Annotated in this window: 23 protein-coding genes; 11 read left to right on the top strand and 12 right to left on the bottom strand. The window is 65.1% G+C overall.

The window, feature by feature from the left end; translation table 11 throughout:
- Positions 1-17: 17 nt before the first annotated feature.
- A complete protein-coding gene (locus C6571_RS09965) occupies positions 18-1,256 on the top strand; it encodes an HDOD domain-containing protein (RefSeq protein ID WP_106446550.1) in 1,239 nt (412 codons plus the stop codon).
- Positions 1,257-1,426: 170 nt separating this feature from the next.
- On the opposite strand, the gene C6571_RS09960 is transcribed toward C6571_RS09965, so the two are convergent.
- Complete coding sequence (locus tag C6571_RS09960) at positions 1,427-2,881, bottom strand: aminotransferase-like domain-containing protein (RefSeq protein WP_106446549.1); 1,455 nt, start codon at positions 2,879-2,881, stop codon at positions 1,427-1,429.
- Positions 2,882-3,031: 150 nt separating this feature from the next.
- Here C6571_RS09960 and C6571_RS09955 point away from each other — a divergent pair, with 150 nt between their 5' ends.
- The 6 genes from C6571_RS09955 (at position 3,032) to C6571_RS09930 (ending at position 8,437) form a co-directional block, all read left to right on the top strand.
- A complete protein-coding gene (locus C6571_RS09955; protein ID WP_106446548.1) occupies positions 3,032-3,631 on the top strand; it encodes a LysE family translocator in 600 nt (199 codons plus the stop codon).
- The gene (locus tag C6571_RS09950) at positions 3,628-4,569 is read left to right on the top strand and encodes a DMT family transporter (protein WP_106446547.1); all 942 of its coding nucleotides are present in this window, start codon (positions 3,628-3,630) and stop codon (positions 4,567-4,569) included. The genes C6571_RS09955 and C6571_RS09950 overlap by 4 nt, the downstream gene beginning before the upstream one ends.
- 45 nt (positions 4,570-4,614) lie before the next feature.
- On the top strand, positions 4,615-5,805 hold the full coding sequence (locus tag C6571_RS09945) for an aminotransferase-like domain-containing protein (protein ID WP_106446546.1): 1,191 nt from the start codon (positions 4,615-4,617) through the stop codon (positions 5,803-5,805).
- Between the two features lie 24 nt (positions 5,806-5,829).
- Complete coding sequence (locus C6571_RS09940) at positions 5,830-6,696, top strand: PhzF family phenazine biosynthesis protein (RefSeq protein ID WP_106446545.1); 867 nt, start codon at positions 5,830-5,832, stop codon at positions 6,694-6,696.
- Between the two features lie 19 nt (positions 6,697-6,715).
- Positions 6,716-7,684, top strand: coding sequence for a threonine dehydratase (locus C6571_RS09935; RefSeq protein ID WP_106446544.1), 969 nt, complete (start codon positions 6,716-6,718; stop codon positions 7,682-7,684).
- Between the two features lie 81 nt (positions 7,685-7,765).
- On the top strand, positions 7,766-8,437 hold the full coding sequence (locus tag C6571_RS09930; protein ID WP_106446543.1) for a histidine phosphatase family protein: 672 nt from the start codon (positions 7,766-7,768) through the stop codon (positions 8,435-8,437).
- A gap of 14 nt (positions 8,438-8,451) precedes the next feature.
- Here the strand turns inward: C6571_RS09930 and C6571_RS09925 are convergent, their stop codons facing one another.
- From C6571_RS09925 to C6571_RS09875, 11 genes are all read right to left on the bottom strand, one after another.
- Positions 8,452-9,396: a M48 family metallopeptidase gene (locus tag C6571_RS09925; protein ID WP_106446542.1), complete on the bottom strand. Its 945-nt coding sequence runs from the start codon at positions 9,394-9,396 to the stop codon at positions 8,452-8,454.
- Between the two features lie 15 nt (positions 9,397-9,411).
- Positions 9,412-10,005 carry a D-glycero-beta-D-manno-heptose 1,7-bisphosphate 7-phosphatase gene (gmhB, locus tag C6571_RS09920; RefSeq protein ID WP_106446541.1) on the bottom strand — a complete coding sequence of 198 codons (594 nt, stop codon included), beginning with the start codon at positions 10,003-10,005 and terminating at the stop codon, positions 9,412-9,414.
- 15 nt (positions 10,006-10,020) lie between these two features.
- Positions 10,021-10,557, bottom strand: a complete 537-nt coding sequence (locus C6571_RS09915; protein ID WP_211300617.1) for a hypothetical protein — start codon at positions 10,555-10,557, stop codon at positions 10,021-10,023.
- 74 nt (positions 10,558-10,631) lie between these two features.
- On the bottom strand, positions 10,632-12,806 hold the full coding sequence (gene glyS, locus C6571_RS09910) for a glycine--tRNA ligase subunit beta (RefSeq protein ID WP_106446539.1): 2,175 nt from the start codon (positions 12,804-12,806) through the stop codon (positions 10,632-10,634).
- A gap of 16 nt (positions 12,807-12,822) precedes the next feature.
- Positions 12,823-13,743, bottom strand: coding sequence for a glycine--tRNA ligase subunit alpha (gene glyQ / locus C6571_RS09905; protein ID WP_106446538.1), 921 nt, complete (start codon positions 13,741-13,743; stop codon positions 12,823-12,825).
- Between the two features lie 112 nt (positions 13,744-13,855).
- On the bottom strand, positions 13,856-15,073 hold the full coding sequence (fabB, locus tag C6571_RS09900; protein ID WP_106446537.1) for a beta-ketoacyl-ACP synthase I: 1,218 nt from the start codon (positions 15,071-15,073) through the stop codon (positions 13,856-13,858).
- Positions 15,070-15,609 carry a 3-hydroxyacyl-[acyl-carrier-protein] dehydratase FabA gene (gene fabA / locus C6571_RS09895; protein ID WP_106446536.1) on the bottom strand — a complete coding sequence of 180 codons (540 nt, stop codon included), beginning with the start codon at positions 15,607-15,609 and terminating at the stop codon, positions 15,070-15,072. The genes fabB and fabA overlap by 4 nt, the downstream gene beginning before the upstream one ends.
- A 155-nt stretch (positions 15,610-15,764) precedes the next feature.
- Entirely contained in the window at positions 15,765-17,345 is a 1,581-nt protein-coding gene (gene lnt / locus C6571_RS09890) for an apolipoprotein N-acyltransferase (protein WP_106446535.1), read from the bottom strand.
- Positions 17,345-18,223, bottom strand: coding sequence for an HlyC/CorC family transporter (locus C6571_RS09885; RefSeq protein WP_106446534.1), 879 nt, complete (start codon positions 18,221-18,223; stop codon positions 17,345-17,347). Before C6571_RS09885 ends, lnt begins: the two co-directional genes overlap by 1 nt.
- 80 nt (positions 18,224-18,303) lie before the next feature.
- Complete coding sequence (locus tag C6571_RS09880; protein WP_106446533.1) at positions 18,304-19,026, bottom strand: GNAT family N-acetyltransferase; 723 nt, start codon at positions 19,024-19,026, stop codon at positions 18,304-18,306.
- 140 nt (positions 19,027-19,166) lie between these two features.
- On the bottom strand, positions 19,167-19,649 hold the full coding sequence (locus C6571_RS09875; RefSeq protein ID WP_106448160.1) for an Lrp/AsnC family transcriptional regulator: 483 nt from the start codon (positions 19,647-19,649) through the stop codon (positions 19,167-19,169).
- 150 nt (positions 19,650-19,799) lie between these two features.
- Here C6571_RS09875 and C6571_RS09870 point away from each other — a divergent pair, with 150 nt between their 5' ends.
- The 4 genes from C6571_RS09870 to phhA all read left to right on the top strand — a co-directional run bounded on the left by C6571_RS09870 (position 19,800) and on the right by phhA (position 24,050).
- Positions 19,800-20,738, top strand: a complete 939-nt coding sequence (locus tag C6571_RS09870) for a lipase family alpha/beta hydrolase (protein WP_106446532.1) — start codon at positions 19,800-19,802, stop codon at positions 20,736-20,738.
- A gap of 62 nt (positions 20,739-20,800) precedes the next feature.
- A complete protein-coding gene (locus C6571_RS09865; protein ID WP_106448159.1) occupies positions 20,801-21,676 on the top strand; it encodes a lipase secretion chaperone in 876 nt (291 codons plus the stop codon).
- A 220-nt stretch (positions 21,677-21,896) separates the two neighbouring features.
- Complete coding sequence (gene hppD / locus C6571_RS09860; RefSeq protein ID WP_106446531.1) at positions 21,897-23,051, top strand: 4-hydroxyphenylpyruvate dioxygenase; 1,155 nt, start codon at positions 21,897-21,899, stop codon at positions 23,049-23,051.
- 168 nt (positions 23,052-23,219) lie between these two features.
- Positions 23,220-24,050 (top strand): phenylalanine 4-monooxygenase, encoded by an 831-nt coding sequence (gene phhA, locus C6571_RS09855; protein ID WP_106446530.1) that lies wholly within the window; start codon positions 23,220-23,222, stop codon positions 24,048-24,050.
- The last annotated feature ends 67 nt before the right edge of the window (positions 24,051-24,117 follow it).

Raw genomic sequence — 24,117 nt, 5'->3', positions numbered from 1 at the left:
CACACGCCGCTCAGCGCATGGTCCAATCCGTTCTCGGCAGCCTGGTTCTCGCCTACCGCCCCTTGTGGGGCCGTGCGCGCACGCTGGCCGGCATCGAACTCAAGGTGCAAAGCGACGCTCTGGCCCCCGTGGACACGCCGCATCTGCTGCGCACCCTGATCGAGCTTTGGACGGCCAGCAGCCCGCCCTTGTTGCTGGCGCCACAAAATCGCCAACTGCTGTGCGACATGCTGGAACACGCGCCGCGCGGTACGCCCTGGATCTCCGTGCCGGGCGAATGGCTGGACGACTCGGCCATTCACGAACGCGTCACGGCCGCGCACAAGCGCGGTTTGCGCCTGGTATGGCGCGGCGAGCTCTCGCGTCTGCCCGAACCCGGCATCGCCGCATGCTTCGAAAACAGCCTGCTAAGCCTGGGTGCCGAAGACGCTGCTGCGGCCCTGCAAGCGCAGTCTGGCGCCCGCGCAGCCGCCAAAAATGAAAAACATGCGCCCACGGCCAGTCCGGTGATCGACGGGCAGATGTACGAAAACCTGCCCAGCCGCGCGCTGCTGGCGCACTGTCTGGACGAGCACAAGGCCCTGGCCATTGCCGGCTGGCCGGTAGACGACATCCTGTACTCACTGCGCCACCAGCCGGCTGCGCCTTCGCACCACATCATCTTGCGTCTGATGAAGGCCATCGATGCAGACCAGTCGCTGGAGACATTTGAAGACATCCTGAGCGAAGACCCGGTACTCGCCTACCGCTTCATGGTTTACACCAACTCGGCAGCGCTCGGACTGCGCACTGGCGTCGATTCGCTGCGCCGGGGCTTTGTGATGATGGGCTACGGTTCGCTCAAGCGCTGGCTCTCGGACCAACTGCCCCACGCCAGCATCGAACCCGACATGGAGCCGGTGCGTGCCGGGGCGGTTCTGCGCGCGCGGCTGACCGACCACCTTCTGGAAGCCGGCATTCAGAACGAATTGCGCCGCGAGGTCTACCTGTGCGGTCTGTTCCATGGTCTCGGAGACCTGCTCGGCGAGCCGCTGGGCAATGCACTGCACCGCATCCCGCTGTCCGAGCGCATCTACGACGCGGCGGTGCTGCACACCGGTCCCTACGCGCCGGCGCTGGAGATGGCGCTGGCGCTGGAGGGGGACGACTGCGCGGCAATCCGCGAGCTGAGCGAAACCTACGAAATGGGCCTGGAGGACGTCAACCGGGCTTTGCTGCGCGTCCTCTCTTCGCTGGAGGTTGTGAGAGGGAGCTAGACGCATGGGGCCGCGAGGCGAGGCGTGTTGCGGCCATCAAAACCAGTGCGGCGCATGCCAGTGCCGCCGCGCAAGGGACTCCCCGCCGCGCTGGCGGCGTCCCCCTCCCGGGTCGGGCAGCGAACCGAGAGAGGGGTGAAGGAGCGCAGCGACACAGGGGGTGTATCAGCTCATCCGCGCACCCGCTCGAACACGCGCCAGAAGGCGGCGTCCTGTGAAGTGGCAAAGTTCACGCGCATCAGCGTGCTGGGCTGGCGGCTGGCATGGAACAGCGCACCCGGAGCCAGGAGATAGCCCTCGTCGAGCATGCGCTGGGCCAGCGCATCGGTATCGACCCCCGTTTCCACCCAGCCAAACAAGCCCGCCGGCTCGGCGGCAAAGCTGCAGCCCGCAGCTTGCGCCAGTTGCACGCAGCGCACGCGGGCCTGCGCCAGGCGCCGGCGCATGCGTTCGGCGTGGCGCCGCAACTGGCCTTGTTCCATGCACAAGGCCAGGGCTTTTTCCAGAATCGATGGCGTGGTCAGCGCCGACAGCAGCTTGGTGTCGAGCAGGCGTTCGGTCAGCGCGGGCGGCGCGGCCAGAAAGCCGATGCGCCAGTTGGGCGCCAGAATCTTGGCAAAACCGCCGACATACACCGTGCGGCGCAGCCCATCGAGCGCGCACAGCCGCGTGGCGTGGTCGGGGGCCAGATGGCTGTAGCTGTCGTCTTCGACGATGTGGAAATCGTGCTTTTGCGCCAGCTGCAAGATCTGGTGTGCGCTGCCCGGCGACAGGCTGTATCCCGTGGGGTTGTGCAGCACACTCACACTGACGTACAGGCGCGGCGCGTGCACCTCGCAGTAGCGCTCCATGACGGCGAGATCGGGGCCGTCGGGGCCGCGCGGCACCGGCAGCACGCGCATGCCCAGGGCATCGAGCCGGGCGAATTCGACCGACCAGCCTGGCTCCTCGACCATCACCGGGTCGCCCGCTTTGAGCAGGGTGCGGCTCACGATGTCGAGCGCGTGCGTCGCGCCCAGCGTGGTCATGACCTGGCCAGTCTGCGCCGGAACGCTCAGCTCCGCCAACCGGTTCACCAGCATGTGCCGAAAGCCTGCGTCGCCCATGGGTTCACCGTAGCTGAACGAGGCTTCGCGCAGCGCCTGGCTGGCCGCGACTTTGCGCACCGCCGCCAGCATGAAGCGCGCATCCTCCAGCCAGGCGGCCGGAAACACACCCGCACCCGGCTGGGCCTGGCCCGAGGGCGGGTGGAACATTCCACGGATCAAGGCCGTGGCGTGAATGCGCGAGCCAGAAGGCAGGCCCGCAAACGGTGCGTTCCCTCCAGATACCCCATTCACTATATTTTTTATAGCTGTTTGCGCTCTATTCACCTGCGCTAGAGGCACTTTTTGCATCAAATCCCGGACGTAAAACCCGCGCTGCCTGCGCGCCTCGATCAGGCCTTGCGCCAGTAACTGGTCGTAGGCCGCCACCACCGTCCAGGGACTGACCTGCTGCTGGCGCGCACATTCGCGCACAGAGGGCATGCGCGCGCCCGGCGCAAGCAGGCGCGCCCGAATGCGTTCAGCAAAACGTTCGGCCAGCTGATCGGTCAGCGAACGGCGGGGAGTGCGGGTCAACATCCAAGTCTTTCAAAGCGGGACGAAGGCAGCAGGCGCAGCGGCGGGTGTGCCGATGATTTCACCAGTACAGATGATGCATTTGTACGGATAACTGTATTGGAACTGTAACGGCAAGCTCTCTACATTGGAGGGATATTTTTTGCGCCCCCTATGCCACTTACGGAATTCACCGCCCTGCTCGCCCTGGCCACGGCCTTGAGCTTTACCCCCGGACCGAACACGACGCTGTCGACCGCATTGGCGGCCAACCGGGGCCTGGGGCCTGCGATGCGTTTCGTTCTTGCCGTGCCGGTGGGCTGGGCGGCGCTCTTGCTGCTGTGCGCAGGTGGCGTGGGCGCGGCCGTGGTGGCCGCACCCATGCTGCGCCTGGCCATCAAAGCGCTGGGCATTGGCTACCTGGTGTGGCTGGCCTGGAAGCTCTCACAGACCAGCCAGCTCGCCGAAGCCGACAGCAGCCGCATGCGCGTGGGCTTCTGGCAGGGCGTGCTGCTCCAGTTCGTCAACATCAAGGCCTGGCTGCTGGCGCTGACCATCGTGGCCGGCTGGATCGCCGGGCGCCCCGACAGCCTGCAGCGATTGGCTGTCGTGCTGCCAGTGATGCTGGCGTTCGCCTTTGCCAGCAATTTCCTCTACGCCAGCACCGGCGCTCTCTTGCGACACTGGCTGGCGCGCGGCGCGCGCCTGCTGTGGTTCAACCGCACCATGGCGCTGGTGCTGGTGCTCACGGCCGTGTGGATGGTGGGCACATGAAGCTCAAGGACGAAACCCTGGGCATGGGTCTGGGCATTCTGGGCGTCGCGATCTTTGCCGTGACGCTGCCGATGACGCGGCTGGCCACCGGAACGCACGACGCACCCCAGCTCTCACCCTGGTTCGTGACGCTGGCGCGTGCCGCGCTCGCGGGCTGCCTGTCCATCATTTTTCTGCTCGCCACCCGCTCGCCCTTGCCACAGCGCCACCACTGGAAGCCGCTGGGCCTCGCCGTGCTGGGCAATACGCTGGGCTATCCGCTGCTGCTGGGGTACGCACTGCGCATCGTCACAGCCAGCCACGCCGCCGTGATCACCGCACTTTTGCCCCTGGTCACCGCAGCCGTCGCCGCCTGGGTACTGCACCAGCGCGCAAAACTGGGGTTTTGGGTCTGTGCTGTCGCCGGCAGCCTGCTGGTTGTGGCGTTCTCGGTGCTGCGGGCGCACCAGGGCGGTGCTGGCTTCGGCTTCGAATGGGCCGACCTGCTGCTGCTGGGCGCCGTATTCGCCGCCGCCATCGGCTACATCTACGGCGCCCAGGTGACACCCGCGCTCGGCGCGGAGCGCGTGATCTGCTGGGTCTGCGTGATGGCACTTCCCGTCTCCCTGCCCGGCGCACTGTGGCTGTGGCCGCAGCATGCGGTGGCCGCCTCGGCTTGGGGCGGTCTGCTGTATGTCGGCGTGTTCTCCATGTGGGCTGGCTTCTTTGCCTGGTACCGCGGTCTGGTGCTGGGCGGCGCCCTGCGCGTCAGCCAGGCGCAACTGCTGCAACCCTTTCTTTCCATCCTCGCGGCCGTGCCGCTCCTGGGCGAGGCGCTGGACGGCGTCACGCTCGCGTTTGCGGCCGCCGTCGTCGCAACGGTCGTGATTGGAAAACAATTTTCCCGCCCAGCCACCCCCGCCCACCCGGCAGGGGTGGCGACATCGCCGCTGCGCTGAACCCCGGCACCAGTGAGCGCACCTTCCCAACCCAAGGAGACTTGCATGTCCTGGACACTTGCCACGCGCACCGAAAAGATGAACCCCTCGGTCATCCGCGAAATTCTGAAACTCACAGAGAAACCGGGCATCGTCAGCCTGGCCGGTGGCTTGCCGTCTCCGCGCACTTTTCCGGTGGACGACTTTGCGCGCGCCTGCGCTGCCGTGCTGCAACACGACGGCGCGGCCTCCCTGCAGTACGCCGCCAGTGAGGGCTACGGTCCGCTGCGCGAAGCGGTGGCAGCGCAGTTGCCCTGGGACGTGGACCCGGCGCAGGTGCTCATCACTACCGGCTCGCAGCAGGGCCTGGACCTGGTGGCCAAAGTGCTGATCGACCCCGGCAGCCGCGTGCTGGTCGAAACCCCCACCTATCTGGGCGCGCTACAGGCCTTTGCACCCATGGAACCCGTGGTGCAATCGGTTCCCAGCGACGACGAGGGCGTGCAGATCGATGCGCTGGCCCGCCTGGCGGGCAGCGGCACCGACAAGGCGCGTTTTCTGTATGTACTGCCCAATTTCCAGAACCCGACCGGCCGCACCATGAGCGAAGCGCGCCGCGCCGCGCTGGTGGAAACTGCTGCCGAACTCGGCTTGCCGCTACTGGAAGACAACCCCTACGGCGAGTTGTGGTTCGACGCGCCACCGCCCGCGCCGCTGACGGCGCGCAACCCGGCGGGCTGCATTTACCTTGGCAGCTTTTCCAAGGTGCTGGCACCCGGCCTGCGCCTGGGCTATCTGGTGGCGCCGCCCGAAATCTTCCCCAAGCTGCTGCAGGCTAAGCAAGCCGCGGATCTGCACACGCCCGGTTTCAACCAGCGCATGGTGGTCGAGGTGATGCAAGGCGGTTTTCTGCATCGGCATGTGCCCACCATCCGCACGCTCTACCGCCTGCAACGCGATGCCATGCTGGCAGCGCTGGAGCGGGAAATGGACGGCCTGGACGTGCAATGGAATCGGCCCGTCGGCGGCATGTTCCTGTGGCTGCGCCTGCCCGAAGGCATGGACGCCAGCGCACTGCTGGCGTTGGCGGTGGAGCGCAACGTGGCCTTTGTTCCGGGCGCCGCGTTCTATGCCGGCCAAGCCGATCCGCGCACCCTGCGCCTGTCCTTCGTGACAGCCAGCAGCGCGCAGATTGACACCGGCATCGCCGCGCTGGCTGATGCCGTCCGCGCACTGCAGGAGCGCTCTACACTGTAGCGGTTTGGCTCTGGAGGGCGCCGCGTGACCTATCTCCCGTTTCTGCAGATTGACGTGTTCAGCGAACGCCACGGTGATGGCAATCCGCTGGCCGTGGTGCTTGACGCAGAAAACCTGCCCGAGCGCACGCTCAAACGGTTTGCCGCCTGGACCAACCTGTCGGAGACCACCTTTTTGCTTCCGCCCAGCGAAGCCGGGCGTGCACGCGGCGCCGATTACCGCGTGCGCATTTTTACGCCCAGCGGCGAGCTGAGCTTTGCCGGCCACCCTACGCTGGGCAGTTGCCATGCCTGGCTGCAGGCCGGTGGCCAGCCACGCACGCCTGGCTGCGTCGTGCAGGAGTGCGGTCTGGGCCAGGTGCAGATTCGCCAGAACGAGGGTCTGCTGGCCTTCGCCGCTCCGCCCATGCAGCAAAGCGAGCCCAACCCGGCCCTGCTGGCGCTGGTAACCGGCGCACTGGGGCTGCGGCCCCAGCAGATTCGCGCCGCCCGCGTGCTCGACAACGGCCCACGCTGGCTAGCGTTGCTGGTGGACAGCCGCGAAGCGGTACTTGGCCTGCAGCCCGACCACGCCCGTCTGCACGACCTCGGCCAGGACGTGGGCGTGGCCTATATCGCTGCCGACACATCGACCGATGGCACACCGAACTCGGCGATCCGCGCCTTCTCGCCTTCGCTGGGCACCAGCGAAGACCCCGTCACCGGCAGCCTGAACGCCAGTCTGGCGCAGTGGCTGATTCCTGAAAACCTGGCACCTGCGGCGTATCGGGTGGCCCAAGGCGAATGCCGGGGCCGGGCCGGTCGGGTGCACATTCATCAGGATGGCGATGGCCAGGTCTGGGTGGGCGGGAGATGCCTGACCGCCATTGAAGGGCGAGTGCATTTTCCGTAACCACTTCTTCAACCAGTCCATGACCACTGTTCTGCCCACGCTGTCCGACATCGAAGCCGCCGCCCGGCTCGTCTACCAGGAGTTTCCCGCCACACCCCAGTACCGCTGGCCGCTGCTGAGCGAGCGCCTGGGCGCGACTTGTTGGGTCAAGCACGAAAACCACACCCCCGTCGGCGCCTTCAAAATTCGGGGCGGGCTGACCTACTTCGACCAGCTGGCGCAACGCGGTGCCATGCCGCGCGAGGTGATCAGCGCCACGCGCGGCAACCATGGCCAGAGCATGGGCTGGGCCGCGCGCAAGCACGGCGTGGCTTGCACCATCGTGGTGCCGCAGGGCAATTCGCTCGAAAAAAATGCTGCCATGCGCGCCTTGGGCGTCACGCTCATCGAGCACGGCAGCGACTTCCAGGAGGCGCGCGAGCACGCCATACAGCTGGCCGCCGAGCGCGGCGCGCACATGGTGCCCAGCTTTCACTTTGATCTGCTGCGCGGTGTCAGCACCTACTGGTGGGAGTTTTTGCGCGCTGTGCCGCAGCTCGATGTCGTGTACGTGCCCATCGGCCAGGGCTCGGGCGCCTGCTCGGCCATTGCCGCAAAGCTTGCCCTGGGCCATGGCGTGCGCATCGTGGGCGTGGTCAGCAGCCACGCCACCACCTATGCCGACTCGGTGGCTGCGGGCCGCGTCGTGGAATCACCCGTCACCACCCAACTGGCCGACGGCATGGCCTGCCGGGTGGCCGACGCGCAGGCGCTGGCCATCATCGCGCCCCACATCGACCACATCGTGCAAGTCAGCGACACGCAAGTGGGCGCCGCCATGCACGCCCTGTTTACCGACACCCACAACACAGCTGAAGGCGCTGGCGCTGCGGCTCTGGCGGGGGCCCTGCAAGAGCGCGAACCACTGGCCAACCAGGTGGTGGGCCTGGCGCTCACCGGCGGCAATGTGGACGCCGATGTCTTTGCTGGCGTGCTGACCGCAGCCTGAGACGGGCAAGACGGGGCCAACGACCACGGAGCCGTCACCCGCGCGACAAACGGGCGCGCCCAGTTCTGGCCCACTGGGCGCATGGGAACCCTCTACCTCGTGCGCCACGGCCAGGCCTCGTTTGGCGCCGACAACTACGACCAGCTCAGCCCCATGGGCCACCGGCAGGCGCTGCGCCTGGGCGAGTTCTGGCGCGAACGCGGCATGGTGTTTGACGCGGTGTACAGCGGAACCCTGCGCCGGCACGATGAAACGCTGGCGGGCATCGTGCAAGGTCTGGGCGGCGCGCCGCAGGCCACCCGCACCCCCGGCCTGAACGAATACGACAGCCTGGCGCTGATCCACGCGGTCCACCCCGAACCGCTGGAGCGCCCCGACACTCCCGAGCGCTACCGCCACCATTTCCGCCTGTTGTGCGATGCACTGGCCCAGTGGATGGCAGGCGTGATCAGTCCAGTCGACATGCCGAGCTGGGACGAATTTGCCGCAGGCGTGCATGCGGCGCTGGACGAAATTCGCCACACCCATGCCGGCCGCAAGGTCCTTCTTGTGTCCAGCGGCGGGCCGATCTCAACCGCTGTCGGCGAGGTGCTGGGCACGGCGCCCGAAGTCACCATTGCGCTCAACATGCGCATTCGCAACAGCGCAGTGAGTGAAATGAGCATTTCGCCCAAGCGCCTGATGCTGCAGACCTTCAACACGCTGCCGCATCTCAATGACATTGAGCACGCAGACTGGCTGACGCACGCCTGAAGCGGCAGCGGCCTTCAGTCAGTGTCCCAATTGGGCGCGGTTTCTTCGCGCAGGCGCTGACGCAGCTGCGCATAGTTCGGCAACACGGCCGCCACTTCGGCCCAGAAGCGCGGGCTGTGGTCCATGACACGCAAGTGGGCCAATTCGTGCACCACCACATAGTCGAGCACTTCCGGAGCAAAGTGCATCAAACGCCAGTTGAGGCGGATTGAGCCGTCGCTGCGCGCACTGCCCCAGCGCGTGCGGGCATTGGTGAGCGCCAGGCGCTGCCAGCGCACGCCCATAGACGGCGCGAAATGATCCAGCCGCTGGGTGAAATGCGCGCGTGCGCTGCGGCCCAACCAGGCCTGCACGGTGTCGCGCATTTGCTGCGGCGTGGCACTCAGGGGCAAACCCAGGTGCAGCGTCGGCAGCGCATCGGGAAGAGCCACCAGCCGCCCCACCACCGGCGCCGCCGGGTCAAGCTGCACGCCAAGCAGTTGCCCCAGATAAGGCAGTTGCACGCCGTCGCGCCAGACGATCTGCGCATGCTGCTGGCGCCGGTTGCGCTCGCGTGTTTCACCCAACTTGCGCACAATCCAGTCGGCCTTGGCCAGCAGCGCTGCGTCGATGGCGGCCAGCGTAACCGCCTGCGGTGCACGCACAGACAACCCTTCCACCCCCACCGAAAATCCTATGCTGCGGCGGCGCGCACGCACCAGCGCATAGCCCACGATGGCATCGCCCAGACGCAGCTCGCGCTTGGCCTGGGGATGGCGGAAAACGGTGGGCGCAAACAGCGTGGCAGTGGGCGCCACCGGCACGCCAGGGCCTTGTTTTGCTCCCGATTCAGGAGCTTTCAACGTAGGTGGAATAAGCGCTAGAGGCCTATTCTGATCAAAATTTTCGTCGGGGAACGCCGAAGCAGGATCCGCAGTGGGCGCGAAAAAATCCAGGGCCAGTTGAAGCAGTGCCTGCATGCCAGCCTGCCCGCGTCAAGGAGCCGCAGGGACGGCCTGCGCGCTGGCCAGCGTTTCCTCGCGCCCCAGGTAGTCGGCAAAGGCGGACAGATCCTGGTGCACATGCGTCAGCGGCGGCAGCCCCGCTGGCAGAGGGGCACCGGACAAGGGCTGCGGCGATGCCACCGAGCGCAGCCAATGCAACTGCGCGCCGATGGCCGCGCCCGCCTGCAGATGTGCGGCGCCGCAGCCCACCACCTGCACATCGGCCGCATCCACGCCGTAGCGTTCGCAAATTTGCTCAAGCAGCCCGGGCGCCGGTTTGCGGCACAGACAATTCTCATCAGGCGCGTGCGGACAGTAGAAGACCGCATCAATGCGTCCGCCAGCGGCCGAGAGCAGGCGGTGCATCTTGGCGTGGATGGCATTGAGTGCAGCCACATCGAACAGACCGCGCCCCAGGCCAGCCTGGTTGGTGGCCACCACCGCATGCCAGCCCTGGCGATTGATGCGCGCCACCGCTTCCAGCGCGCCAGGAAGGGCATGCCAGTCGTCAGGCGAGCCGACGAACTCTTCCCCCTCTGTCAACGCGTTGAGGGTTCCGTCGCGCTCAAGAATCACGAGTTTCATGGAACGATTATCCGGCTATTGTGACGCAGGCTCCAGCCGGTCCCAGCCTGTGAGGTAGAGGCCGTAGAAGCGCCCCTGCGCGAGCTCAACACGCAAACGCTGGCCGGGCTGCCAGAGCGCCACGCGCCCATCGTTGATGCGTACCCGCTGCGGCCCGGCGCTATGGGCCAGCTCCAACAGCACCTCGCTGCCACCCACCTCGCGCAGCGTGGGCGGGCGCGGGCGCAGGCCCAGCACGCGGGCCTGCTCTGCCGGCAGCGGGGCAAGCTGCGCGGTGTTGGCGTGGGAGACCCAAAGCGCGCCGGACCCGCTCAGCCACAGCAGCGCCCACAGGGCCAGCAGCAGGCGCTGCACGGCGCGCGCGCCGCCGCGCTGCCACCACCACCACAACCCAGCCGCCAGGAGCACCAGCGCCAAAGCGGCAAGCAGCCAGGGCAGAAACAGCGCGCCGACAGAATCGGAAACCGGCAGGGGCGCGACGGAAAACGCTGGCGTCGGCGGATGCCGGCCGTCCTGCCATTCAAGCCACGCCCGAACGGAAGCGAGCCACATGGGCGGGCCCAACGCCAGGGCCAGCGCCGCCCGGCGCCTGCGGCTGCCGGCTTCCTGCAGCGCGCCGCCCAGGCTCACACCGCCAAGCGCGAGAGATCGGCGACGCGATTCATCGCCAGATGCAGGCTTTTAAGCAGCCCCTGGCGGTTGAGCCGCAGATCCATTTGCTCGGCGTTGACCATGACGTCGTCAAAGAAAGCGTCCACCGGCGCGCGCAGCACGGCCAGGGTCTGCAGCGACGCGGTGAAGTCGCCGGCCTCGAACTGGGCATTGGCTTCGGGAACAAAGCGCTGCAGCGCGGCGTACAGATCCTGCTCCGCCTGCTCCTGCAGCAGCTCGGGGTTGACATGCGGGTCGACCGGGCCTTCGGCCTCAGCCTTCTTGAGGATGTTGGCAACGCGCTTGTTGGCGGCGGCCAGGGCCGGGCTTTCGGGGAGCGCAGCAAAGGCGCGCACGGCCGCGAGCTGCTTTTCCACCAAGGCCAGGCGCTGGGGGCGCAGGGCGAGCACGGCATCCACCTCCTGCGCGCTAAAGCCCTGCTCGCGCAGGCTGCCGGAGAGGCGGTCGTAGATGAAGTCGTCAAGCTTCGCAATATTGAAGCCGAAATTGAACGCTGCATCACCACCTTGACTTACCAACCATCCATCGAACGCATTGGATCCAATCGACAGCAATCGATCGAGATTCAAAGGTAGCGCCTGCTCCACCAGCATACGGATCACACCCAGCGCATGGCGGCGCAGCGCAAATGGGTCGCGGTCGCCCGTCGGCAGGTTGCCAATGCCAAACATGCCCACCAGCGTTTCGAGCTTGTCGGCCAGCGCCACCACCAGGCCCACGGTGCTTCGCGGCAGGCTGTCGCCGGCAAAGCGGGGCTTGTAGTGGTCCTCAATGGCATCGGCCACCACCTCGCTCAGACCATCGTTGAGCGCGTAGTAGCGGCCCATGGTGCCTTGCAGCTCGGGGAACTCGCCCACCATGTCGGTCACGAGGTCGGTCTTGGCCAGCAATGCGGCCTGGTCGGCCTGTTGCACCAGCGCGCCATCGCCCAATTGCTGGGCTATCGCCTTGGCGATGGTGCGCACGCGCTCTACGCGCTCGCCCTGCGTCCCCAGCTTGTTGTGATAGACCACCTTGCCGAGGCCTTCGACACGCGAGGCCAGCGTCTTCTTGCGGTCCTGGTCGAAGAAGAACTTGGCGTCCGCCAGGCGCGGGCGCACGACGCGCTCGTTGCCGCCGATCACCAGGCTGGCGTCTTCCGGCGTGATATTGCTGACCACCAGGAACTGGTTCGTCAGCTTGCCGGCGGCGTCGAGCAACGGAAAATACTTCTGGTTGGCCTTCATCGTCAGGATCAGACATTCCTGTGGCACGCCGAGAAACTCCTGCTCAAACGAGCACACCAGCACATTGGGGCGCTCGACCAGCGCGGTCACTTCGTCGAGCAGGGCGTCGTCGTCAATGGCATGGGCGCCGTTGCCCACTTTTGCGGCCGCAGCAGCCAGCTGGCGTGCGATCTCGGCGCGGCGCTCGGTAAAGCTGGCAATCACGGCGCCTTCGTCGCGCAGTTGCATTCCATAGCTGTCCGCGTCCCTGAGCACCACGGGGGAGACCTTGGCCTCAAACCGGTGCCCTTGCGTGCGGTTGCCCGCCGTGAGCCCCAGCGCCTTGACCGGCACCACGTCGCTGCCGTGCAGCGCCACCAGCCCGTGGGCGGGGCGCACGAACTGCACGCTGCTCCAGCCGGGGAGCTCACAGTCGGTCTCCAACTGGTAGGTCATGACCTTGGGAATGGGCAGCTTGGCGATGGCCTCGTGCAGGGCCTTTTGCAGACCTTCCTGCAGCGTGGCGCCGGGCAGCACGCTGTCGTAGAACAAGGCTTCGGCCTTGCCATCTTGTGCGCGCTGTAGAGCGCCAACCGCAGCCACTGGATCAGAGACATCCGCACCCAGCGCCTGCAGCTTTTTCAGCAACGCAGGCGAGGCGGCGCCCGCGGCGTCCAGGCCCACGTTGACGGGCATGAGCTTTTGGCGCACCGCTTTGTCGGCGGCCTTGTCGGCCACGTTGGTCACCTGAGCGGCCAGTCGGCGCGGCGAGGCAAAGGGCGTGACCACCGAATCTGCGGTGGCCAGTCCTTGCGCCTTGAGCTGCTCGAACAGAACGCCCGCAAAGGCATCGCCCAGTTTTTGCAGCGCTTTGGGAGGCAGCTCTTCAACAAAGAGCTCGACGAGTAGATTTTTCGTAGTCATGAAGTGGGCTCCACCCTCAAGCGGCCTTCTGGGCCATTTGCGCGACCCATTCGCGCGGCGCCAAGGGGAAACCCAGGCGTTCGCGGCTCTCGTAGTAGCTTTGTGCCACAGCGCGGGCCAGGTTTCGGATGCGGCCGATGTAGGCGGCGCGCTCGGTCACGCTAATGGCGCCGCGCGCGTCGAGCAGATTGAAACTGTGCGCGCCCTTGAGCACCTGCTCGTACGCCGGCAGGGCGAGTTGCTGCTCGATCAGGTACTTGGCCTGCTTCTCGTGGGCGTTAAAGGCGGTGAACAAAAAGTCGGCGTCGCTGTGCTCGAAGTTGTAGGTGGATTGCTCCACCTCGTTTTGCTTGTAGACGTCGCCGTAGGTGAGCCTGGAACCGTCAGCCCCTTCGGTCCAGATCAGGTTGTAGACGTTGTCCACGCCCTGCAGGTACATGGCCAGGCGCTCCAGGCCGTAGGTGATCTCGCCCGTGGCGGGCTTGCAATCGATGCCGCCGACCTGCTGGAAGTAGGTGAACTGCGTCACCTCCATGCCATTGAGCCAGACCTCCCAGCCCAGGCCCCAGGCGCCCAGCGTGGGATTTTCCCAGTCGTCTTCGACAAAGCGGATGTCGTTTTGCTTCAAATCAAAACCCAGAGCTTCGAGCGAACCGAGGTACAGCTCCAGGATGTTGCTGGGCGCGGGCTTCAAGACCACCTGGTACTGGTAATAGTGCTGCAGGCGGTTGGGGTTCTCGCCGTAGCGACCGTCCTTGGGGCGGCGGCTGGGCTGCACGTAGGCGGCCTTCCAAGGCTCAGGTCCAATGGCTCGCAAGAAGGTGGCGGTGTGCGAGGTGCCGGCACCCACCTCCATGTCAATGGGCTGCAACAGCGCGCAGCCTTGCGCGTCCCAGTACGACTGGAGCTTGAGAATGATTTGCTGGAAGGTCAACATCGGGTGTGCTGCGCGGCACGGGCCGCGCGAGAAAAAGTGGGGCCAGGCCCTTGGCACGCCAGAGCGGCGCGCAAGCACACGATTTTACGCAGGGCCTGGGCGGCCCGGCCGATCAGGCGCCGTCCCAGCGCCGCAGCACCAGGCTGGCGTTGGTGCCGCCAAAGCCAAAGCTGTTCGAGAGCGCAGTCCGAATCGGTGCATCCACCGTGGTGCGCACCAGTGGCATGCCTTCGGCGGCGGGGTCCAGAGTTTCAATGTTGGCCGAGCCGGCAATGAAGCCTTGTTGCAGCATCAGCAGGCAATAGATGGCTTCCTGCACGCCGGTCGCGCCCAGCGAGTGGCCGGTGAGCGATTTGGTGGACGAGAAGCGCGGAATCGCGTCGCCAAACACGGCCTTGATGGCGCGCAGCTCAGGCACGTCGCCCACGGGCGTAGAGGTGCCGTGGGTGTTGATGTAATCGATCGGCTGGTCCAGCCCGGCGATGGCCTGCTGCATGCAGGCAATGGCTCCTTCACCTGAGGGTGCCACCATGTCGGCACCGTCGGATGTGGCGCCAAAACCCACGATTTCACCCAGAATGGTGGCGCCCCGCGCCTGCGCGTGCTCCAGGCTCTCCAGCACTACGGCACCGCCGCCGCCCGAGAGCACGAAGCCGTCGCGGTTCGCGTCGTAGGCACGCGAGGCCTTCTCCGGCGTGGCGTTGTAGGCACTCGACATGGCGCCCATGGCGTCAAACAGCATGCCCATGCCCCAGGTGACTTCCTCGCCGCCGCCGGCAAACATCACGTCCTGCATGCCCCAGGCAATCTGCTGTGCAGCGGCGCCAATGCAATGCGCCGAGGTGCTGCACGCCGAGGTGATGGAGTAGTTGATGCCTTTGATGGCAAAGTTGGTCGACAGACAGGCCGAGACCGTGGAGCTCATGCAGCGCGTGACCTGGTAGGGCCCGACACGACGAATGCCCTTGCTGCGCAAGATGTCGGCCGACTCGATCTGGTTGGCGGGCGACCCTCCGCCCGATCCCATGATGAGGCCGGTGCGCGGGTGCGAGACCGTCTCGGGCGGCAGGCCAGCTTCTGCGATGGCATGGCTGAGCGCAACATGCGCGTACGCCGCCGCATCGCCCATGAAGCGCAGTTGCTTGCGGTCGATCACCGCTTCCAGGTCAATCTGCGGCACGCCCGCCACCTGGCTGCGCAGGCCCATTTCGGCAAATTGCGGCATGGCTCGAATGCCCGAGCGGCTCTCGCGCAGCGACTGCGTGACCGATGCCTTGTCGTTGCCAATGCACGAGACGATGCCCGTGCCCGTAATCACCACCCGTTTCATGGAGTCTCTCCTGTCGCTTTCGCAGCGGCGGGCGCGTCGTCCTTCTTGAACAGGCCGACACGCAGGTCGCTTGCCACGTAAATTTCCTGGCCATCCGCCAACAAGCGGGCGTCACCAATGGCCATCACCAGCTTGCGTTTGATGACCCGCTTGATGTCGATCTCGTAGGTGACCAGTTTGACGTCGGGCCCCACTTCGCCCGTGAACTTGACTTCGCCCGCGCCCAGCGCACGGCCCTTGCCCGGCAGCTGTAGCCAGGTCAAGTAAAAACCGATCAATTGCCACATGGCGTCCAGGCCCAGGCAGCCAGGCATCACTGGATCCCCCTGGAAATGGCAGTCAAAAAACCACAGATCGGGACGCACATCAAGTTCCGCGCGGATCCTCCCCAGCCCATGCGCACCGCCGTCGCTATCGATGTGCGTGATGCGGTCGAACATCAGCATCGGCGGCAAGGGCAGGCGTCCGCTGTCGGGTGAAAAAAGCCGGCCTTCGCCCGAAGCGATCAGTTGTTCGTAGGAAAAAGAATCTGCCATGTAAATCGTGCTCCAGGGCTGCCCGCGCAGCGCTCATTCTGTGGGTAGTGCCCTGCCCCGCCCCGATGGCCCCGGCCGCGTGATGTAGCGCTGCCAGAACAGGCGGAAAGTGCCATTTTTAGATGATTGCGTCTAGACCCGATTGTAGAGAGGCTTTACGCAAGCGGCTTCAGGTGGTGGTTGCGAGGGCGGCGGCGCGCCCACAAACCTGCCAGCAGGCACACCGCCCCCAGAATCCACAGTGGCACCAGGCGCCAGCGCGCGGCCCACCAGGCAAACGGCGTCACCGCTCCGCTTCGGCCCTGCACCTGCGCGAGCAGGACGCCGCGTGTTGCGCGAGGCAGCAGGTGCGTGACCTGCCCGCGGTAGTCGATCACGGCGGTGGCGCCGGTGTTGGTGGCGCGCACCATGGGGCGCTCGAACTCCAGTGTGCGCATTCGGCTGATCGTGAGGTGCTGATCGATCGCCAGACCGGTGCCAAACCAGCCAATATTGCTCAGATTCAGCAGCACCGTGGGGGAGTGTTCGGGCGAACGAAATTGTGCAGCGATCTCATCGCCAAAAAGATCTTCATAGCAAATGTTCGGCGCGATGCGCTCGCCGCGCCACAGAAAAGCGGGTTGGCCCAGCGGGCCTCGTGCGAAATCGCCCAAAGGAATATCCATCATCTCGGTAAACCAGCGAAACAGGGGTGGAATGAATTCACCGAAAGGCACGAGGTGGTGTTTGTCATAGCGGTACGGTACGTCCTGTCCGGGCGCAAAGCCGAGCACCGAATTGGTGTATCCCGCTTTCATATCCCCCAGTGGAATGCCGATCAAGGCGGCTTGGTCGCCCTTTGCGTAACGCCGTGCAATGGCTTCCAGATAGCCGGGCGGCAACTGTGCAGGCAGCAAAGGCAGCGCGGTTTCAGGCGCCACCACCAGCGCGGCACTGGCGGCCGCCAGCTGGCGCGCGTACCAGGCCAGTGCCGTGGGCACGCCACTTCCCACCTGGAATTTTTCGTCCTGCGGGATGTTCCCCTGAAGCAGCGCCAGATCGAGTGGCGCATGCTCTGCGATCGCAGGTCGATTGCAGCCGCCGAGTGCGCAGTAGCGCAGCCCGCTCGCTGCGACCAATCCGGCAGCCAGGGTTCCCAGCAGCAGCCAGGCTGTGGTTCTCCGCAGGTCTGTGGCGCGCAGGCTGGCCAGCAGCATGGCCAGCAGCGCCGCCACAAAGCCGATGCCGTAGACACCAACAAGCCGTGCCAACGCCGCCAGCGGTCCATCCACGTGGGCGTAGCCCCCGGCGCCCCATGGAAATCCCGTCCAGAGGGTGTTGCGCGCCAACTCGGCCAGCAGCCAGAGCCCAGCAAACAGCAGCGCCGCGCCGAGCCGTGAGGCGGGCGCCAACAGCACGTACAGCCCGCCCGCAATGGCGTAATACGACGCCAGGAACAACGCAAGCCCCAGCACGGCCAGAACGGCCAGCGGCGCAGGCAAGCCGCCGTAGGTGTGCAATGAAGTGAAGAGCCACCAGAAGGTGCCGCACAACCAGGCCGTGGCAAACAGGCCGGCCAGCACAGCGGCGCGGAAGGGATGCGCGGTCGATCGCTGCAGTCCTGCCAGAACAGCGAGCGACAGAACCTGCAGCCACCAGAGCGGCACGCCGCTGGCTGGCCAGGCCAGCGACGCCGCTTGCGCCAGCCCCGCAGCGCACGCGAGCCCTGCGCGCGCAGCGCTGCCGAGTTCCCGCATCAATCGGGCCGCGCGAGGTCTTGCGTGGCGCCGGTCACCTTGAACCAGCGCACCGCGCCGCCCTTGGTGTGCAAAACCACGAAGTGCAGGCCGCAGAACTGGAGGTGCTCGCCACGTTGGGGGACATGGCCCATTTCGTGCGCAATGAGGCCGCCGATGGTGTCGAACTCATCCTCTGGATCGCTGCTGGCGATAGGCACGCCAAACGCTTCGGCGACACGCTCCACCGGCGTGTCGCCGCTGACCCGGTAGGTGCGGTCAGCCAGGGCAAAAATGTCGCCCTCGTCTTCCGGAATGTCGAATTCGTCTTCGATTTCCCCGACGATTTCTTCCAGTACGTCTTCGATCGTGACCAGACCGGCCACGCGGCCAAACTCGTCGATGACCACGGCCAGGTGGCTGCGGTTGCTGCGAAACTCGCGCAGCAGATCGTTGAGACCCTTGGTTTCGGGCACGAAAGTGGCGGGACGCAGCAGCGTGCGGATATGCAACTCAGGCGCGCGCTGCAGCTTGAGCAGATCCTTGGCCATCAGCACGCCAATGATGTTTTCACGCTCGCCCTGATAGACCGGAAAGCGCGAGTGCGCGGTGTTGATCACGAGGCGCAGCACCTCGTCCATGGGAGCATCGATGTCGAGCAGATCCATGCGCGGTGCGGCCACCATGACATCGCCGGCCGTGCGGTCGGCCATGCGCAGCACGCGCTCGAGCATGACGCGCGATTCGGGTCCGATGAGCTCGTTGTCTTCGGCCTCGGAAAGAATGACCACCAGTTCCTCGATCGAATCGGGCCCTGGGTGGATGAACTCAACGAGTTTTTGCAGAAAGGTGCGCTTGTCTTCCTTGTCAAGCGCGCGCGCGGGGTGCGGTTCGGACACTGCCTTCGGGTGCAGGACGTGCGGTAGTGAAACAGAGCGCTAGTGTAGTGGCGCAGCCGCTCTGCCTCCAATCTGCCCGTTTAGGCGACCGGCGGTTGTCCGTCGCCCGATCCGCCATAACGCTGCGCCTGCATGCCGCCAAGAAAGGCCCAGAACTGGTGCGCCTGTTGCTTGAAGCGGTAGTCCAGTTCGGCAAAGTGCTGCTCCACCACCTCTGCCATGCGGGTGTCGAGGCTGGCGGGCGCAAGTTCCAGAAAGGCTTCGGACTCCGAGCCTTCCCGCCGCACCACAGCACCGGCAGAGCGGGCGATGTTGAGCATGGGGGTATTTTCCGAAAGCGCATGAATGAAGAGCATGCGAACCCCCTCATTGCGTGCGTGGATGCATGCGCGCTCGAACAGACGCGCACCGTAGCCGCGTCCGCGGGCGTGTTCGAGCACCGAGACACCGAATTCGGCGCATTCACTGTGCGCCGGGCTGGGCGCGAATGCCAGGTGCGCCATGGCAATCAGTTCGAGACGGCGGTTGTAAATACCGAAGATGTCGTCGCGCTCGAAATCGAGCTGCTCGACGTAGCGCCGCACCTGATCGTCACTGGCTGAGTAGCCAAACCGCAAGTACCGGTCCGCAGGCGCAAGCTTGAGCAAGTGCTGCGCGATGCGCTCGCGGTGGCGCGGTCCGAGCGAGCGAATGGGGATCATCAGTGGGCTGCGCGAGGCATCCGAAGCCAGCGCGCCCGAAGGGCGCAAACGATCGATTCCAGCGTTCCAGGACGTCTTGAGCCAGTCTTTGGTGTCAGTCATACAAGCAATATAGGCGCTCTGACTGTACTTTCCAAGTCTTTTTTGCTGCATTGCAGCAAATTAGACTGAGAAGCCAAATTTACAAATGAAATCAATACCTTGCGATTAATCTCCGTGTAAGACAAAAGCGCGAAAATCGATCAGACAGGGACGGCGGTCGTGGCTTTGACGTGGTCGAGCACAAAGCTCGTCTTGCAGTCCTGAACGCTGGGGTGCTTGAGCAGCGTCTCCATGATGAAGCGGCTGTAATGCGCCATGTCGGCGACCACGACGCGCAGCAGGTAATCCATCTCTCCGGTCAGCGAAGCGCACTCCACCACTTCCGGCCAGGTCTGAACCGCCGCGCGAAACACGTCCATTGGATTGCGCTTGTGGCTCTCGGTAGCCTTCTCCAGACGCACGTTGAGGTAGGCGGTAAGCCCAAGACCCACAGACTCGGGCTTGACCAGGGCCACGTAGCGGTCAATGACCCCCGCTTCCTCCAGGCGCTTGACGCGGCGCAAGACCGCACTGGGGGAGAGCCCCACCTGCTCGCCAATCACGTCGTAGGTTTCGCGGCCATTGGCTTGCAGACAGCGCAGGATGGAACGATCCAGCTTGTCGAGTGCGTCTTTTGTTTGCATCGTGCAGGATTCTATCGATTCGCGCTTTTTCTGCTCAACCTGGAGCAACGCGGGTATCTCCGAATACGCAGCATTTGCCATCGCATAAATAATTCTATTCACAAAAACGAACGAGCGTTCTTTTTTGTCTATAAAACCCAGGAGACCCCCATGACCGCTTTTTTCCGCCAGTTGCGCAGGCGCTGGATATTTGCTTTGGCTCTGCTGTTTGCCGCAGCGCTTCCCGCCACTGCCGCCAGCAACTACGCCCAGACGCGCTATCCCATCGTCCTGGTGCACGGGCTTTTCGGATTTGATTCGGTTTTTGGTCTCGACTATTTCTACGGTATTCCCGGCAATCTGCGCCAGAGTGGCGCCAAGGTCTACGTGGCCCAGGTGTCCGCTGCCAACAGCACCGAAGTGCGCGGGGAACAACTGCTCGCGCAGGTGCGCAATATTCTGGCGATCACGGGTGCGGCCAAGGTCAATCTGATCGGCCACTCGCATGGCGGCCCGACGGCCCGCTATGTGGCCGGTGTGGCGCCTCAGCTTGTCGCTTCGGTCACCTCGGTGGGCGGCGTCAACCGCGGTTCACGCGTGGCCGATGTGCTGCGCGGCGTGGCCCCGGCCGGCAGTGTCAGTGAGGTGGTCGCCAACGGCGCTGCCAGCGCGTTGGTCACGCTGATCAACCTGGCTTCGGGCGGCAGCGGCCTGCCACAGATGCCCATCGCTGCACTTGATTCGCTGACCACTGCCGGCTCGGCGCGCTTCAATCAGCGCTTTGGCGCAGGCGTTCCCAGCAGTGGCTGCGGCAACGGCGCCGAATCGGTGGCAGGCGTGCGCTATTACTCCTGGACCGGCAAGAACACGCTGACCAACGTGTTCGACCCGAGCGATGCCGCCTTGTTTGCCACCAGCCTGGTGTTTGGCGAAGCCAACGACGGCTTGGTGTCCGCTTGTTCTGCACGCCTGGGCCGCCATCTGGGCGACTATCGGCAGAACCACCTGGACGAGGTCAACCAGATGGTGGGCCTGCGCGACTGGTTTTCGCCCGATCCGGTCACGCTGTACCGCGAGCAGGCCAACCGTCTGAAAAACGCCGGGCTGTGAATGGACGCGCCATCACACTGATCTGCGCAGCTGCAGTGCTCGCAGTCGGCGCGTGGCGGCTGATGCCGAAGGAAAGCGAAGACTCGGCTGCACAAAGCACCGCCCATAGCTCAGCAGGTGTGGGGCGTGCGGCGCATCAAAACGGTGAACCGCCTGCGCTCCATGGCGCGCTGACGCTGGACTCGGCTGCCGCCGACCCCTTGCTCGCCCCAGGGCTGCGCGATGAACTCGAAGCGATGCTGCTGGAAGCCGGTGAAGCGCCCGACCCACAAGCCCTCAAGCGCCGCCTGGCCGAGTTGGTCAGGCTGCGCTTCGGTGAGGCCCTGCGCACGCGCGCCCTGGCTCTGGCCGAACGCTATGTGGACTACCGCGTCGCCCTGGGCGAGCTGCAGCCCCCCCAGGACGCCACCGACCCGAGGGCCCTGCGCGATGTGCTGCAGGCGCGCGATGCACTGCGCCGCCAGTATTTCGACGAAACTGAATTTGACGCGCTGTTTGCTGACCAGCAGGCGCTGGATCGCTACACCTTGGCTCGCCTGGAGATCGAACGCAACCCCGATCTGACCCCGCAGCAGCGCCGCGTGGCACTCGCGAGTACCGAAACCGAGCTCGACCCGCAGCAGCGCGCCGAGCGCGCGCAAAGCGTGGTGCAGCAGGATGTGGGAGCACAAACCGCCGCTTTCAACGCCGCCGGAACCGACGATCGAACACGCTTTGAAGAGCGCAGCGCGCGCTTCGGCAATGACGCAGCCCAGCGCCTGGCCCAGCTGGACGCACAAGACCGCGATTGGAACGCGCGGCTGGACGGCTACGCTCGCGCGCAGGCGAGCCAGACCGACGCCCAAGCCCTGGCGCTGCTGCGCGATCGCAGCTTCACACCCCAGGAGCAATTGCGACTCGACGGAGCGCTGGCGCTGCGCGCTGCTTCGATCCGCTGAACAACGCCTTGGCGCCACGACGGCGCAGGACATATTGCACAGTGCTGCGCGTTGACATATCGCAACTCCATTGAATAAACCTGCGTAATATCGCAACAATTCGCCTAAATATTGATGGAAATGCCCTCTACAGTGCAAGAGTTCGTTCGCAACGGCGCGGCCGCGCCGCATCCTGGCTTCGCGAACCAGCGCCAAGAACCTTCCACAAGACGGAGACAGCATGCACCCCACCGAGATTCTTGCGTCCGCCGACGCCCATGCCGCCTGGGACAACCCCATGGGCACCGACGGCTTTGAATTCATTGAATACGCCGCGCCCGACCCAACCGCCATGGGCCACGCCTTCGAAGCCATGGGCTTCCGGCCAGTGGCACGCCACCGCCACAAGAATGTCACTCTCTACCGCCAGGGCACGATCAACTTCCTCATCAACGCCGAGCCTGACAGCTTTGCCCAGCGTTTTGCGCGCCATCACGGGCCCAGCGTCTGCGCCATAGCGTTCCGCGTACACGACGCCAAGGCCGCTTACGAGCGCGCCGTATCCCTCGGTGCCTGGGGCTATGCTGGCAAGGCAGGCCCAGGCGAGTTGAACATCCCGGCCATCAAGGGAATTGGCGACAGCCTGATTTACTTTGTCGACCGCTGGCGCGGCAAGGGCGGCGCGCAGCCCGGCGACATCGGCAACATCGGTTTCTTCGACGTCGATTTCGAAGCCCTTCCGGGCGTCAGCGCACAGGAGGCACTGCAGCCCTTCGGCCACGGCCTGACCTACATCGACCACCTCACGCACAACGTGCACCGCGGGCGCATGGGTGAGTGGGCGGACTTCTACGAGCGCCTGTTCAACTTCCGGGAAATCAAGTACTTCGATATCGAAGGCCAGGTGACGGGCGTCAAGAGCAAGGCCATGACCAGCCCCTGCGGCAAGATCCGCATCCCGATCAACGAGGAAGGCAAAGAGAACCCCGGCCAGATCCAGGAATACCTGGACATGTACAAGGGCGAGGGCATCCAGCACATCGCCATGGGCTCGGACGACCTGTACCAAACCGTGGACCGCTTGCGCGCGAGCGGCGTGCGCCTGCTTGACACCATTGACACCTACTACGAACTGGTGGACAAGCGCATCCCCGGCCATGGTGAGCCGCTCGAAGAGCTGCACAAGCGCAAGATCCTGATCGACGGCAAGAAGGATGCCCTGCTGCTGCAGATCTTCAGCGAAAACCAGCTCGGTCCGATCTTCTTCGAGTTCATCCAGAGGAAAGGCGACGACGGCTTTGGCAACGGCAACTTCAAGGCGCTGTTCGAAAGCATCGAACTCGACCAGATCCGCCGCGGCGTGCTCAAGGCGCCAGCGGGGGCAACAACCCCCTGAGTCGCCTGCGGCGCCTTCCCCCTTCTCTCGAATGGCTACGCCATTTCGGGAAGGGGGACGCTCCCAGCGCGGCGGGGCGGCCCTTGCGCGGGAGCACTGGCTTGGGCTGCGCCAGTGCCATATGCCGCAAATAGTGCTTGCACCAAGCAAAACCAGAAAGGAGACCCCATGGCCGTCGAACCCGTTGTCTATGGCACCAGCGAGCGCCCACCGCGCGGCGACTACGCCCGCGCTGGCGCCGACTACACCTGCCCGCAGGACTACGCCCGCTACACCGAGCAGGACCACGACACCTACCGGCGCCTCTACGCGCGCCAGTCGGCTTTGCTGCCAGGCCTGGCCAGCGAGGCCTTCATTGCCGCGTTGCCGTCGCTGGGTGCAGAGGACCGCATTCCGCGCTTTGAGGACATCAACACGCGCCTGAAACCCGCCACCGGCTGGGAGATCGTCGGCGTGCCGGGCTTGATCCCCGAAGTGCCTTTCTTCACCCTGCTGGCGAACCGCAAGTTCCCGGTGACCGACTGGATCCGCACACCCGAGGAGTTCGATTACATCGTCGAGCCGGACATCTTCCACGACCTGTTCGGCCATGTGCCACTGCTGTTCAACCCGGTATTTGCCGACTACGTGCAGCGCTACGGCCAGGGCGGTCTCAAGGCCGATCACCTGGGAGCCTGCGAGATGCTCTCACGCCTGTATTGGTACACCATCGAGTTCGGCCTGATCCGCGAAGCGGGCGGCCTGCGTGCCTATGGGGCGGGCATTCTGAGTTCGTCGGGCGAATTGCCGTATGCAGTGCAAAGCCCCGATCCGCAGCGCCTGCCGCTGCAACTCGAGCGCACCATGCGCACGCGCTACAAGATCGACAGCTTCCAGGAAACGTATTTCGTCATCGACAGCTTCCAGGACCTGTTCGACATGACGGCGGCTGATTTCGCGCCGGTGTACGAGCGCCTGCGTGGTCTGCCGGAGTTGGCCGCCAACGCATCGGGCAACTGAGCAAGCGGACGAATACTTCTTTTTTGATAGCTGCTTTCTGTTTATAGATAAGCGCTAGAGCCCTGTT

It is taken from the genome of Simplicispira suum (assembly GCF_003008595.1).
GTDB classification, from domain to species: domain Bacteria; phylum Pseudomonadota; class Gammaproteobacteria; order Burkholderiales; family Burkholderiaceae_C; genus Simplicispira; species Simplicispira suum.
The sequence above is the reverse complement of the archived record's forward strand: the minus strand, read 5'-3'. Positions and strand labels throughout refer to the sequence as shown.